The sequence below is a fragment of the Maribellus mangrovi genome (assembly GCF_037646455.1).
In the GTDB taxonomy this organism is placed as follows: domain Bacteria; phylum Bacteroidota; class Bacteroidia; order Bacteroidales; family Prolixibacteraceae; genus Draconibacterium; species Draconibacterium mangrovi_A.
Window position 1 is genome coordinate 163,271 of the sequence record NZ_JBBIXN010000002.1, and the last position, 16,082, is coordinate 179,352.

Consider the following 16,082-nt stretch of genomic DNA (forward strand, 5'->3'; position numbering starts at 1 on the left):
AAAAGGAAACATTACAGTTTTCGTTCTATTTATTTAAACTCAATTAAATTTGCAGCTTAAGTTATTTATAAAAACAAACCAATGAGTAATAATTTACTGAAAGGAAAAAGAGGAATTGTTTTCGGGGCTTTGAATCCTGATTCAATTGCCTGGAAAGTAGCCGAAAGAGCATACGAAGAAGGTGCACAACTGGTATTAACAAATACTACTGTGGCCATTCGTATGGGCGAAACCAATGCATTGGCCGAGAAGTTAAAAACCAAAGTAATTGGCGCCGATGCTACCGATGTAAAAGATCTGGAAAATCTTTTTAAGGAAGCCATAGATTTCATGGGAGGTAAAATTGACTTTGTACTTCACTCCATCGGAATGTCGCCAAATGTACGAAAAGAAAGACATTACAGCGATTTAAATTATAGTTATCTCGATAAAACACTTGATGTTTCAGCTATTTCGTTTCACAAGGTTATGCAAACTGCACGAAAGCTTGATGCCATTAACGAATGGGGATCTGTAGTAGCTTTATCATATGTGGCTGCACAGCGTACGTTTTATGGTTACAACGACATGGCGGATGCCAAAGCATTGCTCGAATCGTTTGCACGTAGCTTTGGTTACATATACGGTCGCGAACGCCGGGTACGCGTAAACACTGTTTCGCAATCGCCTACAGTTACTACTGCCGGTAGCGGCGTAAAAGGTTTCGACCGCCTGCTGGATTTTGCTGAAAGAATGTCGCCTTTGGGAAATGCCTCAGCCGACGAATGTGCCGATTACTGCATCACCCTGTTCTCGGATCTTACTAAAAAGGTAACCATGCAAAACCTGTTTAACGATGGAGGTTTCTCGAATATGGGAATGAGCCTGAGAGCACTGGAGCAATACGAAAAAGGCCTGCACAAAGATTGCGAATGTGGAGAGGATTTACTGCCTACCGCCGATGAACATCGTTACGATTAAGCAATTCAACTTATAAATAAGATTTGATAAAACCGTTCTGTTATTCCGGAACGGTTTTTTTATGCTTTGTCTCGAAAACAGCATAAAAAAACAGCGGTAGAATTTTCTGCCGCTGTTTTTCCATATCTCGCTGTAGATTATTTTTTCTTCTTTTTCTGTACTTGCTGCTGTTGCTTGGCCATATCCTCCAGTCGTTTCTGAAAGCCCGATTTCTTTGTCGGTTTCTTTTTATTGGCCTGCAACTGCGCCCTTATTTTATCGTCATCAACAAACTGCCTGATGGCATAAGTTTGTCCGATAGTGATCAGGTTGGCCAAGAAGTAATAGTAACTCAAACCTGATGGATAACTGTTCAACAGGAAAAAGAACATAACAGGCATAATGTACATCATGGTTTTCATTCCCGGCATTCCCTGCGTACTCGCCGACGATTGACTCAACTGAGTTGAAATAATGGTCGTGATCGTCATTAATATGGTGAATAAACTCAGGTGATTCCCCATAAAACTTCCAATCAGCGGGATATCAAAATTCCAGCTAATGATCGAATCGTAAGTCGACAGGTCTTTGGCCCATAAAAAGCTTTCTCCACGCAATTCGATTGAAGTTGGAAAGAAAAAGAACATGGCAAACAGAATCGGCATTTGCAGAAGCATTGGCAAACATCCCCCCATCGGGTTAACACCCGCCTTCTTGTACAGATTCATCGTCGCCTGTTGTTTCTCCATGGCTTTTTCGCTGCCGTATTTAGCATTGATCTCGTCGACTTCCGGTTTTAACGCACGCATTTTAGCCTGCGACATATACGACTTATAAGTAAACGGGAACAATACCGATTTAATCAACAGTGTCAGGATCAAAATGATAATACCGAAGTTGTCGATGTATCTTCTCAGGAAGTTAAATACCGGAATAATCACGTATTTATTTACCGGGCGGACAATGGCATATCCCAGGTCGATTTGGCGCTCCATATCCAGATCATACTGCTTTAGGATCTGGTAATGGTTCGGGCCAAAATAGAATTGCATACCAACATTCTCTTTTGCGTCGCCATTGTATGGTACTGCAATGTCGGCTTTAAAATAGGCCAGGTAATTCGGATTATTTTCGTATTCGTATTTTTCCTGACTTACAGATGCATTAGGAAACGATTCGTCGGCAATAATTGTTGAACTAAAGAAAAGCTGTTTAAAACCAATCCACTTTATTTTTGTAGTGAGGTCCTCTTCATCAGATTTTCCTTTACTCAGATTGTCTACTTCGTCTTCAAAAAACTTATAAGTAATATTGGTGTACCTGTCCTCACCAAAACGCGAATAGTGTTCCTGCCGAGGCACATCGTATGCCAAAGTAAAATTCAGGTACGACTGGTTTCTTGCGATGTAATCGTTCATTCCCTGCATATTCACGCTAAAATCAACCATAAAAGAGTTGTGCGAAAGCGTGTATACGTATTCAATGTATTTGCCGGGTTCGGGCTCTAAACGAAATGTAACCGTTTCCTTTCCACCCGGATTTTCGCGATTAACCTTTATTTTTCCTTCGTCGCCGGTTTTAACCGGAGGCCCGCTTACAACCACATTTTTTCGTCCGCCAACTTGTTTAAAAAAGAGCTGGTCGGTTTCGATGCTGCGATTCTGAGCGAAAAAATTCAATCCAAACAGGGTTTCCGGTCCATCAAATAAAACCAGAGCAGTTGAATCGTAACGTTTGTAATCTTTTAATTGTACCGAATAAATTCGTCCTCCCTTATTGGAGAAAGTGATGATCATCCGATCGTTCTCAAGCGTCGAGAATTCTTCTTTTCCAATTGAAGTTTTTCCGAAAACACCAAGTTCGTTCTGCTTTTCCTGCTCCAGTTCTCTTTGCTGGGCAGTATCTCCTACCTCCATGGTCTCTTCCTCAGCAGCCTGCTGTTCAAGCAATTCTTGCTGTTCGAGTGCTCGCTGTGCTTCTACTCTTTCTATGGAATCCTGACGAATTTTTGCGGCTGCAATCTCTTCTTTCGACGGCTTATTGAGGTATGAAAATACCATCAAAATCACAAAAATCAGTACGATTCCTATAATCGATCTTTTATCCATTTCTTATTTTTCAACAATTGAGTTTTTAATAAAATCAACAAAAAGCGGGTGAGGATTAAGCACCGTACTGCGGTATTCGGGGTGAAATTGTACTCCAACAAACCACTTATTCGAAGGAATTTCCATAATTTCAACCAGATCAGTATCCGGATTGATTCCAACCGGTACCATTCCGTTTTCGACAAACTGATCGCGGTACATCTCGTTAAATTCGTAGCGATGACGGTGTCTCTCGTGTACGGTTAATTTATTATATGCTTTACAAACGTTCGATTCCTTTTCGATGATGCGACATTCATAGGCTCCCAGTCTCATGGTGCCACCATAGTTGGTAATGCCTTTTTGCTCTTCCATCAAGTCGATAACCGGATGCGGAGTTTTCGGATTCATTTCCGACGAATCGGCACCTTCCAGGTTCAATACATTTCGTGCAAATTCGATTACCGCCACCTGCATTCCCAGGCAAATACCGAGGAAGGCAATGTTATTCTCGCGGGCAAATTTCGCTGCCAGTATTTTTCCTTTCATTCCCCGATGACCAAATCCCGGCGCTATAATTATACCGTTCAACTTCGAAAGCTTTTCCTCCACATTGTCGGTAGTAATTTCTTCGGAGTGGATCCAATGCAGGTTTACTTTACACCTGTTAACAGCCCCGGCATGGGTAATCGATTCGGCAATTGATTTATAGGCATCATGCAGTTCAACATATTTGCCAACTAAACCGATTTCAACAGTAGTTGTCGGATTTTTTTGCTTGTTGAGGAAATTGTTCCAGGCGTCGAGGTCAATCTCTTCATTAATCGCCAGATCAAGTTTTTTCAGTACAGTAATGTCGAGTTTCTCTTCGAGCATTTTTAGAGGTACCTCGTAAATAGTCGGCACATTAACCGACTGAATGACGGCGTCGAGGCTAACATTGCAGAACAGTGCTACTTTTTTACGTATCGAAAGATCTATGTCGTGCTCGGTCCGAAGTACCAGAATATCCGGTTGAACTCCGGTTTCGAGGAGCATTTTAACCGAGTGTTGGGTAGGCTTGGTTTTTAACTCGCCTGTAGCCGAAAGATACGGCACCAGTGTTAAGTGAATAACCATGGCTTTATTTCCCAACTCCCATTTTAATTGCCTAACTGCCTCGATATATGGTAACGACTCAATGTCGCCCACAGTACCACCAATTTCGGTAATTACAATATCATATTTTCCTTTGCCGCCCAGAATTTTGACTCGTCTCTTAATTTCATCCGTGATATGCGGAATGATCTGAACCGTTTTACCCAGATAATCGCCACGTCGTTCCTTATCAATAACTGATTGGTAAATTCTACCTGTTGTTACATTATTGGCTTGCGATGTCGTTTCGTTCAGAAAACGCTCGTAATGCCCAAGATCGAGGTCAGTCTCCGCTCCGTCTTCAGTAACGAAGCATTCCCCGTGTTCATAGGGATTCAGAGTACCGGGATCCACATTAATGTACGGATCGAGTTTTTGAATGGTGACATTGTAGCCACGGGCTTGTAATAGTTTGGCTAAAGATGCAGCCAAAATACCTTTTCCCAACGATGAAGTAACTCCACCGGTAACGAATATGTATCTTGTTTCAGGCACGTCAAAAATCTTTATGAATTTGAAGCCACAAAATTAATCAAATCTGCTGAACCATGAACTATACGTTTATTAAAATACCCGAGATTGTGAATAGTTAACAACAACGGCCTTTTGACAACTTCTATTTACTTAACAATAATTAAATGCATTTCCTTTAAATATTTTTTAATGAGATCTACAGGAGGTTAAATATTGACTTTTTAGATTTTATAGCTTTAATCATCAAAGAACCAACAAAAAAAAAGAAATGATTAAAATGTATTCGTTAGTCCAGTTTACACATGTGATTACATATGTAAATTTTAACTATACTCATGCATTCGCTTTTAGCGTCTGATTATATGTAGATTACAGCGCCATTGAGTATTAAAAAATACTTTTTATTAGGCTGCTTCCATTATGTTGCACGCATATTTTACTTTTGTAACTACGCGCAACAGGGTATCTAATAATGTTTTTTCGCTCTGCAAAATTATGATTGAAGGTTTTAAAAGGAGTAATAAATGAAACTGAGGAATTGGCTAATCTTTTGATGATCAGTTTAAAAAAAAGAAGGCCATCCATCTGAAGACGGACAGCCTTAACTTATTGCAAATAGAAAACCTTAACTAATTAAAGAATTCTTCTTTTATTTTTTCAACCCAGTCGCTAACTCTCTTTTTTGTTAGTCTTGCCTGGTTTTCCTGATCAATAGCTAAACCTACAAATACATTACCACGCTGTGCTTTCGATGATTCGTAGTTGTATCCCTCGATTGATGTTTCTCCAACAATTTTAGCACCGCAACCTTCAAGAATTTCGGCCATTAAACCAATGGCATCGCAGAAATTCTCCGGATATCCTTTTTGATCCCCCAGCCCAAATATGGCAAAGGTTTTCTTTGAAAGATCCATCTCTTCCAGGTCAGGAAGAAATTCATCCCAGTAATTGGGTAGTTCTCCGTCGAACCAGGTTGGAGCACTTATAATGAAATTGTCATACTTTTCAATGCTTTCTGTTGTTAGTTCTTCGGCATTGATCACATCGATCTTATCTTTTCCAATAGCGTCGATTACTTTTTCAGCAACCTTTTTCGACTTTTGCGTGTGAAAGCTGTATATAATAGCGTTTTTACTCATGACTTACGGTTTAAAATTCGATAATTTCTTTTGCTGCATTGTAGACTTTTTCCATATCGGGTAAGATGGCTTTCTCCAGAATTCGGTTAAAACCAACCGGTGTAAACGGAGAGCCAACACGCTTAACTGGTGCATCGAGGAATTCAAAAGCTTTTTCAGAAATGATGGCACTTAATTCGCCGCCAAACCCACCAAACACTTTATCCTCGTGTACTATCAATACTTTATTTGTTTTCCTGATTGATTCTAAAATGCTTTCTTCATCCAATGGCACCAGCGAACGCAAATCGATTACTTCGATATTTCCAACTCCTTCTTCCGCCAGCTTATCAGCAGCTTTAAGGCTAAAATGCGTGGCGTTACCATAAGTAAGAATGGTCAGGTCTTTTCCTTCTCGACGCACGCGAGCCTTTCCAAAAGGTACCTCAAAATCGTTGGGAACAACGGTTGCTGCCTTAGGATCCTGGTACAAAGCTTTAGGTTCCATAAACATCGTCAGCCCCTTCGAACGAATAGATGTGCGTAACAAACCGGCTGCATCGTCGGCAAACGACGGATAAACAATGCGTACTCCCGGAATGGCTGCCAATGATCCTTCAATGTTTTGAGAGTGGTACATACCGCCTCCGATATAACCACCGGATGCCAGACGAATGGTTACGTTTGGAGCAAACTTCCCGTTCGATCTCCAATAGTCGTGGCTGATATCGACGTATTGCTCCATCGCCGGCCAGAAATAATCGGCAAACTCGGCACCTTCAACAACAACACGAATTTTCTCATCGAAACGCGACATACCGTTGGCGGTACCCAGAATAAAATCTTCGGCAATCGGTCCGTTAAAGACACGTTTATCACCAAATTCCTGTTGCATACCTTTCGATACGTTGAAAATTCCACCTTTATCCTTGTTGGCCATATCCTGTCCCCAGATAAATGTATCCGGATTATGCCTGAATTCGGCCTTCAGCGTTTCATTCAATGCAGTAATAAATTTCTTCTTTTCACCTTCCTCGTTCTGCAAACCTTCCGGATATTTTTCCGATACATAGGGCTCAGCAAAAACAAAGTCGTAAATGGATGCCGGGTCCGGATCGGGAGCTGCCATGGCCGCTTTGTGTGCGGCCTTAATGGTTGCCTTTGTTTCGGCCTCAATGGCTTGCAATTCCTCTTCAGTAAAACGCTCATAACGCAACAAGAGTCTTCTGTATTTTGCAAGCGGATCGTAATCCACTACATAGTTTCTTTCTGAATCAGAACGATAGAGAAGGTGATCATCGGAATTCGAGTGAGACCCCATTCGCACGCAGTTGGCCTGCACAATAACAGGTTTGCTCTCTTCAATAGCATAACGCTTTGCTTCGGCCATGGCATTCATCGAATCAAAAACATCTTTTCCGTTACAGTGAATGATCCGGGTGTTTTTAAAACCGATAAAGTTATTGGCCACTTTACGTTGCGCGGTTTGGTCCTTTTTCGGAACCGAAATTCCGTATCCGTTATCCTGAAATACAAAAACTACAGGCAATTCTTCTTTGTCAGCTCCGGTGATGGCTTCGTAAACATACCCTTCGCTTACCGAAGATTCACCCTGGCTGCTGATAGATACCACTTTTTCGTTGTAGTATTTTATGGCCCGAGCCACACCCACTGCATGAAGCGTGTGGTTACCTGTTGCCGAGGAAACGCTGTGAATGTTCCATTCGGGTTTTGCCAGGTGATTCGACATGTGGCGTCCTCCGCTCGATGGATCAGTGGCTTTCGAGATACCGTTAAGAATTACTTCTTCCGCAGTCATTCCGCATGAAAGTGCAGTCAGCATATCGCGGTAATATGGAAATACATGGTCTTTCTTTTTCTCGAAATTTTGTCCGATGGCCAGCTGTATTCCGTCGTGACCGGCATATGGTGCATGATATGACCAGCCGATAGCCTGTTTCAGGTAATTTGGAGCTTTTTCATCGATGGCTCGCCCAATGGTCATCAAACGATACCAGTTCTCCAAAACGTCTTTAGAGGTTTTCTTGATCGTGTATATTTTTGGTATTTTCAAATCCTTCATATCAAATTATATTGTGCGGTTCGTATCAAAATTTTCCAGTATGTCTGCAATTCTGCGCAGGAATGCACCACCCAGTGCACCATCAATAATACGGTGGTCGTAAGATAACGACAAATACATCTTATGACGGATGGCAATTACATCTCCGCTCGGAGTTTCCAGCACTGCGGGTTTCTTTTCGATAATACCGGTAGCCAGAATAGCAACCTGAGGTTGGTTAATAATTGGTGTTCCTATAATATTTCCGAATGATCCGAAATTGGTAATCGTAAAAGTACCTCCTTGAATAGCGGCCGGATCGAGTTGATTGTTTCGGGCAGCATTGGCCAGTCGGTTAAGGTCTTTTGTTAACCCAACCAGGTTTTTCTGCTCTGCATTCCGAATTACCGGTACAATTAGGTTTCCATCGGGTTTTGCCACAGCAATACCTACGTTGATGTCCTTTTTCATTACTATTTTATCGCCATCAACCGAAGAGTTCACTAATGGAAACTCAGCAAGTGCGGTGGCAACTGCTTCCGTGAAGATCGGCATGAAAGTGATTTTGTCGCCGTATTTCTCCTGGAATGCATTTTTATTCTTATTTCTCCATTGCACCAATTCGGTAACATCAGCTTCAACTACAGAGGTAACGTGCGGTGAAACCTGCTTAGACATGACCATGTGGTCGGCAATCAGCTTACGCACGCGATCCATTTCAACCACAGTGTCGCCTTCGCCTACCGATACAGGCATCGGTGCTTTTTTCTCAACCGATGGTGCTGACGGCGCAGATTGTTTTTGAGGAGCAACTTTGGCAGCTGGCTGGGTACTTCCCCTGTTTTCCAGATATTCAAGGATATCTTTCTTTTGAACACGTCCACCGGCACCCGAACCTTCAATGCTTTCCAGTTCTTCCAGCGAAACATTTTCTTCTTTTGCAATGGTTTTTACCAAGGGCGAATAAAAACGATTCGAAAGCTTTCTGCTCTCATCCACATCGCTTTCCTTACTCTCACTGGTTGTTTCAGCCTTGGCTTCGGATTTCTCTTCTGACGCCGATTCTTCAGCCTCAGCCGACACTTCCTCTTCGCCATCAAGACTAACAACCGCAAGTACTTCACCTACAGCAACCAGGCTATCTTCCTCGTATAAAATTTTGGTAATAACTCCGTCAACCGGCGAGGGAATCTCCGAATCTACCTTATCGGTAGCAACTTCGAACAGCATGTCATCTTCTTCTACTGTATCTCCCTCTTTTACAAACCATTTGGTAATAGTACCTTCCTGGATACTCTCACCTAATTTGGGCATAACAATGTTAAAACTTGCCATAATATTAATTCTTTAATTGTCTATTTTGCTATTTGCAGTTTATATAACGAAACCAAAATTGAAATGTTCACATTGCAATCTTAATTTTGCGCAAATATAGTCTTAAAGGAATATTAACTGTGCGTGAGAGCGTTAAAAAACACTAAAAAGTATTTATCTACGATAGATAAACTCGATTATGGAAGCATCCATTCGCAGCAACTAAAAATCAGGGCTTGTTGGAAAAGGTTAATAAGTTATGATTCTCTGAGACAGATCTTGTTACACTTGTAACGCACCAATAATTTCTGTTACTGAACTTAACTGATGCCGTTGCATGTAGTCCTCTAAATCGTTAACAATCTGTACGGCAATTAAGGGATCTTTAAAGACCGCTGTTCCGACCTGAACAACAGATGCTCCGGCCAACATAAATTCAATGGCGTCGACGGCGTTCATAATTCCTCCCATGCCGACAACCGGAATTTTAACGGCGTTAGCTACCTGCCACACCATGCGAAGTGCAATAGGTTTTATGGCCGGGCCTGACAAGCCTCCTGTTATTGTTGAAAGCTTTGGTTGACGGGTTTCAGCATCAATCGCCATTCCAAGGAAAGTGTTGACCAGCGAAACAGCATCGGCGCCCTGCCCTTCTACTGCCTGGGCAATATCAACAATACTTGTTACATTTGGCGACAATTTCACGATCAAAGTTTTATCATAGACCTTGCGCACTTCGCGGGTTACCATTTCGGCACCGGGACAACTCACACCGAAGGCCATTCCACCTTCCTTTACATTCGGACAGGAAATATTTAACTCGATGCCTTTGATCTTGTCGAGTTCGTTTACTTTTTCGGCCAGAGCAATGTAATCTTCAACCGTCGATCCGTTTACATTTATAATAAGTTGTGTGTTGTAATCTTTGATCTCAGGATATATATTTTCGATAAAATAATCGATCCCTTTGTTTTGCAAGCCAACTGCATTTAGCATACCCGAGGGAGTTTCAGCCATCCGCGGATAGTCATTTCCATCCCTGTTTCTAAGGGTAGTACCTTTCAGGAAATATCCTCCCAGCAATCCGGGATCGAAGAAATCGGCCATTTCACGCGCAAATCCACAAGTTCCGGAAGCCAGCGCTATCGGATTCTTGAACTCTAAATCGTGTACTTTAACCTTTAAATCTACCATTTCAATTCGTTAACATTAAATACCGGGCCATCGGTACAAACACATAAATTTCCTTTATTGGTGGGCTCAATGCAGCAGAGACAAACCCCAAATCCGCAAGCCATCAGATTTTCTAGCGAGACCTCGCAGAAAACACCGGCAGCTTTAGCTTCTTTTGCTAGGGCACGCATCATTCCATCAGGACCACAGGCATATATTTTATCGTAAGCATTGAGCTTAGTTGTAAACACCGAGTGCTGCGTAACAAAACCTTTTTCACCCAACGAACCATCTTCTGATGCATAATGCAGAGTGGCATATTCTGCATATTCATCTACTTTCACATGATCTTCCTGCGACCTTGCTCCCAGTATCAGATCGACCTGTGCTGCAGGCAACCCCGATTCTTTAGCAAGGAACAACATCGGAGCAACACCACTACCTCCTCCAACGAGAAGTATCTTTTCATTTTTTTGTGGATAACTGAAGCTTTTACCTAAGGGGTAAACCAGGCTTAGCTTACTTCCAACTTCGATTTCGGTAAGTCTCTTCGAACCTTTTCCTAGTATTTTAACGATCATCGAAAGCGTATTGGCTTTATAATCGACTTCAAATACAGAAAAAGGTCGCCGTAGAAATACATCCTGAGCTTCAGGAATTTCAACGTTGACGAACTGGCCGGGTTTTATCTCAGGAAGATCAGATGGTGCTTTTACTTTGATTAGAAAATTGGTGGTATTTAGTGCAATATTTTCTACCACTTGAAATTCTGCAACAAACTTTTTTGGCATCTGTTTTTAATTTGACGCCAAAGATAATAGAAATACAAAAAAAAAGACCGCGTAGAACGGTCTATTTTTATTGTGAAATTTATTGATTGATAAAAAATAAGGGTCATTTGTTAATAGTTAGATACAAATGTAATTAACAGTTTTTACATATGCAAATAAAAATAAAATATTTTCTACGTTATGACCTACCCACTTAAAAACCAGAAAGGCCACTATTTCTAGTGGCCTAAAGCGACTTCTGGATTTATCTACTTAAAAAAAATTGGGTTTGTAAATTGATCTATATTCTTGTGATCATCTTGTCTAATAACTTTTATAAAAATCTTACGATACAAATGTAATACGCATAATTTACATATGCAAACTTTTTAATGGATTATTTCTATTTATTTGTAAATTATTTTTGGGTGGATAATTATTGACTTGTAAATAGAGATGTTTCTGTCGTTACAAATGAGACATTATTATTGCTACCTGGAATCAATCATACCTATAAGTAGTATTTGCTTGCGCATAAATCCGGAGGTTGATCAGATATAATAAAACAGGAAGACCAGCTATCACAGCCGGTCTTCCTATTCTATTCCATCTTTTATTTATTTTGATGGAGGTTCGATCAATGATCGATACATTTATATCTACAACAACATTACAAATATAAACTATTAAATTTACAAATGCAAAAAGGACTTCCAAAATGAAAGTCCTTTAAATGTTACTCTAAATCTATGATTGGTTTTCGACAGATTATTTCTTCCTGTACGTAGTAAAAGTACCGTCGTTGAATAGCAGCACTACCTTGTTTACATCTTCATCGGTATACTTAGTGTCTTTTACATTCTTTTTACTGGATTCCAAGTCTGTTTGGGATTGCTTTATTTCTTGCGGAATGTCTTTCGTTTGCTTTGGAGCTTTTTCAGTAGTACTTGGTATCTGTACATTGAGTTCCTTATTTCCGCTTTGACTGCCTTCAAGCATGCTACCCTGTCCGGTTAATAGCCACCTGGCATTAAGATCAGGATATACATTTAACATCTTTTCAATAAATGCAGCACTAGGCTTATTTCTACCGTTCAATATATGAGAGATATTTGAACGCTGCACTTCGAGGCTGTGTGCTAATTCACCAGCATTAATGCTTTTATAGTCCATGTACTCCTGTATTCGATCCTTCATACTTGTTTTATTAGCTATACAATTATTAAAAGCAATTAAGTTGTATATCTAAACTGTTAACCTACATACAATACAAATGTAACAATTATTTTAATATTAGCAATCCTATCACTTTTAAAATTATCTCATATGTAATTCAATAATAATAAATTCAAGCTATTAAATACTTTATATAAAGATTATAAAATACTGGAATACAATAATTAAATAAAATAATATTTATTTTTTTAGACATTTTTCTACATTTTTACACAAATACGTATAAAGTAATTTAAATAATTACTGTAATGCACTGGTATATTGAATAATAAATACATTTTAAGTGATGTATTTACATTGATAATAATACTATACAAAAGAATACGATGCTGTAATTCACATTTATTTCTGCAATAAGTCGCAAAATTTGTATTCGGCATCATGAAAACTTTATAAGTACATATGTAACAATTTTGAAGACTACCTATAACATGTGTATATTAAGCTTCTGATACATATTTATAGAATTGTTATTGGATAACTTTACTTTTGTATTAACTGATGTTTAGCTATGGTATCCCCTTCTTCTGATGAATTAGATTTTACATCAATCGCACTTTTACCCTATTTCACCTTTTTCAGTAAACAGAACTGTTCTATTTATGTACTAATGCCTAATTCAGTAAAAATATCCTATTCTCAAGCGCTTAAATTTTAATAGTTTTTATCGTAAAAATCAGGAATTAAGATTATTACACAATAACTCATCGCGATAGGATGTTATTGAAATTCGCTTCAATTAGAATATTCGAGCTCAACTGATGGCAAATACGACCGATTAATGGATGATTGTTCTTACAAAGCATTAAAATCGACAGATAAAAGAAAGTCGAAACTAAAATCCTGGATCTCGGGTAAATACGATGTTCGCCAGCCAATTTTAACAGGCGCATAAAAACGAAGAAAATTTAAGTCGCCAATCAACTCCACCCCATAAGAAGAAATGCTCTGCGTAAATGTGCTCACGGCTGCATTGTTCTGATATTGGTAACGCATTAAGTATCCGTAATCATAAAACAAGTTGGCCGTAATGCGCCGAATATAGGTTAGTCCGCCGACACTCCAATCAGGATTTAATAGCGGCAACTCATAATCCATCTGAAAAACTGACAATTCTTTGGTAGAAACACTTGCCCATCCCCTTGGAAAACGAATGACATCCGAAAAACTATAGTGATAACCATTTGAGCGTTGTTGCACTCCTCCATAAATGGTAGTGCCGTGGTTGGGCATTATTCCGGGAAGATAAAGAATACTTTGAACGCCGGATATCGATCCCATATTGCCGGAACCAAAAACGGAATGATAATAACTGCCATCAAGAATAAAACCAAAGTTGGTTTGCACGTCCTGATAGCTTCGCCGGAGCAGTTGGTGAAAATACAGTCGATACGATAAGGAAGAAAAATTGCCTTCGGAAAATCCGTCGGGAGTTGAATCGTCTTTTTTATTCAGCGTATATTCATATTTAATTTGTGGTTGAAGAAGTCGAGAATACTTACCTGATGTCAAATTAAAAGGCAATTTCCCCGAGACTGACAAACCGGTTTCGTTCCAGGTAAAGCGGTTTGTTGTGGTGTCGCGGGCTATTACCTGGCCATCGTCATCAATATATTCTGTAACCTGGTTGTATTGCGATGCGCGTTTTCCTTTGCTTACTTCAAAATCGAGAACGGGATACCACCCCTTGTAAACATAGCGTCCATAAACCTGTCCGGTCCTTTCTGATGTATTCCATTTGTAGCCCAAAACGGTTTCGGCGGTTCCAAGAATATTCTGTGACATTACACTTACACCTGGAGTAAATTCGTAGATGTATGCATCGACAAACAAAGGAGCCCAACTATGAAAATTCAATAAATGCTTGGTCTTGTTATACTTCTTTGAGGAAAAGACAATGGTATCGGATACATCCAAATCGGGAACGCCCATTTCCTGTTTAGCAATTGCTGTGGCCAAAGGATATTTCGCAACTCTTATATCTTCTATATTTTGTTGTGAAATTTCGTCCAAAACTACCAGGCGATAACCGTCGGAAGTGTAATCGCTGAATGCAATTTTACCTTCGGCATTGATGGCCGGATAAGCTGCACCAAATCGCGGCTCAAACAACTGCACCGTCTCACCACTTTTCAGATCGAATTTATACAAGGCATCAACTCCTGAGAATCCCGAAATAAAATAAACATTGGTTCTGTCAACTTTCAACTGTTTTATATTTCCCAGGTCGCGCTGATAGAGTAGCTCATGTCGTCCGGTTTTTAAATCGAATTTGGCCAGCCGTTTTCCTTGTTTGGTAAGTATTATTGCCACCAATTCATCGTTGTTTAGCCATTCGGGTGACAGGATATAATCGTTGTCGGGTGTTTGAATCCTGCTAGCAACCTGGTCGGAAAACAAATCGTAAACTGACAAATAATAATTGCTCGAGAAGTCGGCTTCAACCATGGCTACCCGGTTTAAATCCGGTGAAATAGTCGGTGCAAAAGCTTTGAATTCGGGCCGAATCATCAATTTCTGCTTCGTTTCGATATTAAACAACCGAATTGCTGAATGGCCACTGTGCGACCAGCGAAGATCCGGAACCTGCTCGGACCACACTATCCATTCTCCCCGATAATTCACCGACTCGTCAAAAATAGTTCCGGGCTGATGAATGATCTCTTCATTTCCATTTGAATCGACCTTCACAAAGGCCGGAATTTTATTTAAGCTGGTTCTGAATGACACAATTTCGCCGTCTTCAAGCCAATGATTAAAGGTGTAGTTCGAGTAAACTTTTTCCGGTTTTGATATTGGTTTAATTTTATTATTCGGTACAAGATCTGTATTTGTCCAAACATTGGCGAGACTGTCAAATATCGAATTGTACAATTCAACTTTGCCCAAGCCCGTAGTTTTTCTAAGGGCCGTATTGAAAGGAGTAAATGAAAATGGTTTCTCTCCCACCCGCGTTAATACCTTTTCCCAGACGTCGTCACCGTAACGCCAGCGTGTATTCCCAACCAAATAATAACCCAGCCGGTAATGGTTCGGAACAAAATCTTTGTAAGAACCGAGGTAAGCTTTGTCGTAAGTATACTTTCCTTTTTCGACAACCTGTGCCCGATGCTCCATCAGAAAAGAAGGCAAACGTCCGCGGCCAAAATTGCTCAATCCCGTTTCAGTAGCCACTGCATCACCTTCGATAAACCACCAGGGAAGATAGGCGCCAAACACAAGCGCAGTTCCCTGTTCTCCCAAGAGAATTTTAATGATTGCAGGCATTTCGGTATTGATTTTATCGATTTGCACCACGTGCCGAAATTCGTGGACAGCAAGTTGCTCCAGCCAGTCGAGTGGATAAATACTTTGATTTGGTGTGGTATAAAACTCAGAACGCTTTGGAGCATAGGCAACAAGGCCGTTTGATTTTACCGTTTGCGTGTGCAATAGAATAGAAATTTTGTGAGGTTTGTGTTGTAAGGTGTAGCTGGCGTAATCATAAACTTTCTCCAGTTTTTGTGCCAAAACCTGTGCCTGTTCTTCGTAATAATCGGGATAAATAAGCTGGAAATTATTGGTATTAATCTGACGCCATTTGATCGAAGCCGGGTCTTGTCCTGTTTGAAAATACTGAGCCTTGGAAATTAGCACAAATAAGAGCAAAACAGATACAACAACAAGCTTCTTCATCTTTAAAAAATTGAAAATCCAAAATACACAAACCATTTTAATAAAAAACAAAAAGCCCGGAAAAATTCCGGGCCTCTGTGTTTGCTTGTTTTTTGTT

General features: G+C 40.2%; 10 protein-coding genes. 1 reads left to right on the forward strand and 9 read right to left on the reverse strand.

The window, feature by feature from the left end; all coding sequences use genetic code 11:
• Positions 1–81: 81 nt before the first annotated feature.
• Entirely contained in the window at positions 82–960 is an 879-nt protein-coding gene (locus tag WFY05_RS08700) for an enoyl-ACP reductase FabI (protein WP_340112416.1), read from the forward strand.
• A 137-nt stretch (positions 961–1,097) separates the two neighbouring features.
• Here the strand turns inward: WFY05_RS08700 and yidC are convergent, their stop codons facing one another.
• The 9 genes from yidC to WFY05_RS08745 form a co-directional block, all read right to left on the reverse strand.
• Positions 1,098–3,047: a membrane protein insertase YidC gene (yidC, locus tag WFY05_RS08705; protein WP_340112417.1), complete on the reverse strand. Its 1,950-nt coding sequence runs from the start codon at positions 3,045–3,047 to the stop codon at positions 1,098–1,100.
• 3 nt (positions 3,048–3,050) lie between these two features.
• A complete protein-coding gene (gene pyrG / locus WFY05_RS08710; RefSeq protein WP_340112418.1) occupies positions 3,051–4,658 on the reverse strand; it encodes a CTP synthase in 1,608 nt (535 codons plus the stop codon).
• A 608-nt stretch (positions 4,659–5,266) separates the two neighbouring features.
• Positions 5,267–5,776 carry a flavodoxin gene (locus tag WFY05_RS08715; protein WP_340112419.1) on the reverse strand — a complete coding sequence of 170 codons (510 nt, stop codon included), beginning with the start codon at positions 5,774–5,776 and terminating at the stop codon, positions 5,267–5,269.
• Positions 5,777–5,786: 10 nt separating this feature from the next.
• A complete protein-coding gene (locus tag WFY05_RS08720) occupies positions 5,787–7,838 on the reverse strand; it encodes an alpha-ketoacid dehydrogenase subunit alpha/beta (protein WP_340112420.1) in 2,052 nt (683 codons plus the stop codon).
• A gap of 6 nt (positions 7,839–7,844) precedes the next feature.
• Positions 7,845–9,152: a dihydrolipoamide acetyltransferase family protein gene (locus WFY05_RS08725; protein ID WP_340112421.1), complete on the reverse strand. Its 1,308-nt coding sequence runs from the start codon at positions 9,150–9,152 to the stop codon at positions 7,845–7,847.
• Positions 9,153–9,413: 261 nt separating this feature from the next.
• Entirely contained in the window at positions 9,414–10,325 is a 912-nt protein-coding gene (locus tag WFY05_RS08730; protein WP_340112422.1) for a dihydroorotate dehydrogenase, read from the reverse strand.
• Positions 10,319–11,095 (reverse strand): dihydroorotate dehydrogenase electron transfer subunit, encoded by a 777-nt coding sequence (locus WFY05_RS08735; protein WP_340112423.1) that lies wholly within the window; start codon positions 11,093–11,095, stop codon positions 10,319–10,321. The genes WFY05_RS08730 and WFY05_RS08735 overlap by 7 nt, the downstream gene beginning before the upstream one ends.
• 747 nt (positions 11,096–11,842) lie before the next feature.
• Complete coding sequence (locus WFY05_RS08740) at positions 11,843–12,271, reverse strand: helix-turn-helix domain-containing protein (protein ID WP_340112424.1); 429 nt, start codon at positions 12,269–12,271, stop codon at positions 11,843–11,845.
• A gap of 834 nt (positions 12,272–13,105) precedes the next feature.
• Positions 13,106–15,985 (reverse strand): TolB-like translocation protein, encoded by a 2,880-nt coding sequence (locus WFY05_RS08745; protein ID WP_340112425.1) that lies wholly within the window; start codon positions 15,983–15,985, stop codon positions 13,106–13,108.
• Between the last annotated feature and the right edge of the window lie 97 nt (positions 15,986–16,082).

Coding starts and splice junctions, on each gene's coding strand:
- WFY05_RS08700 (WP_340112416.1), top strand. CDS start 82: ATGAGTAATAATTTACTGAAAGGAAAAAGAGGAATTGTTTTCGGGGCT.
- yidC (WP_340112417.1), bottom strand. CDS start 3,047: ATGGATAAAAGATCGATTATAGGAATCGTACTGATTTTTGTGATTTTG.
- WFY05_RS08715 (WP_340112419.1), bottom strand. CDS start 5,776: ATGAGTAAAAACGCTATTATATACAGCTTTCACACGCAAAAGTCGAAA.
- WFY05_RS08720 (WP_340112420.1), bottom strand. CDS start 7,838: ATGAAGGATTTGAAAATACCAAAAATATACACGATCAAGAAAACCTCT.
- WFY05_RS08725 (WP_340112421.1), bottom strand. CDS start 9,152: ATGGCAAGTTTTAACATTGTTATGCCCAAATTAGGTGAGAGTATCCAG.
- WFY05_RS08730 (WP_340112422.1), bottom strand. CDS start 10,325: ATGGTAGATTTAAAGGTTAAAGTACACGATTTAGAGTTCAAGAATCCG.
- WFY05_RS08735 (WP_340112423.1), bottom strand. CDS start 11,095: ATGCCAAAAAAGTTTGTTGCAGAATTTCAAGTGGTAGAAAATATTGCA.
- WFY05_RS08740 (WP_340112424.1), bottom strand. CDS start 12,271: ATGAAGGATCGAATACAGGAGTACATGGACTATAAAAGCATTAATGCT.
- WFY05_RS08745 (WP_340112425.1), bottom strand. CDS start 15,985: ATGAAGAAGCTTGTTGTTGTATCTGTTTTGCTCTTATTTGTGCTAATT.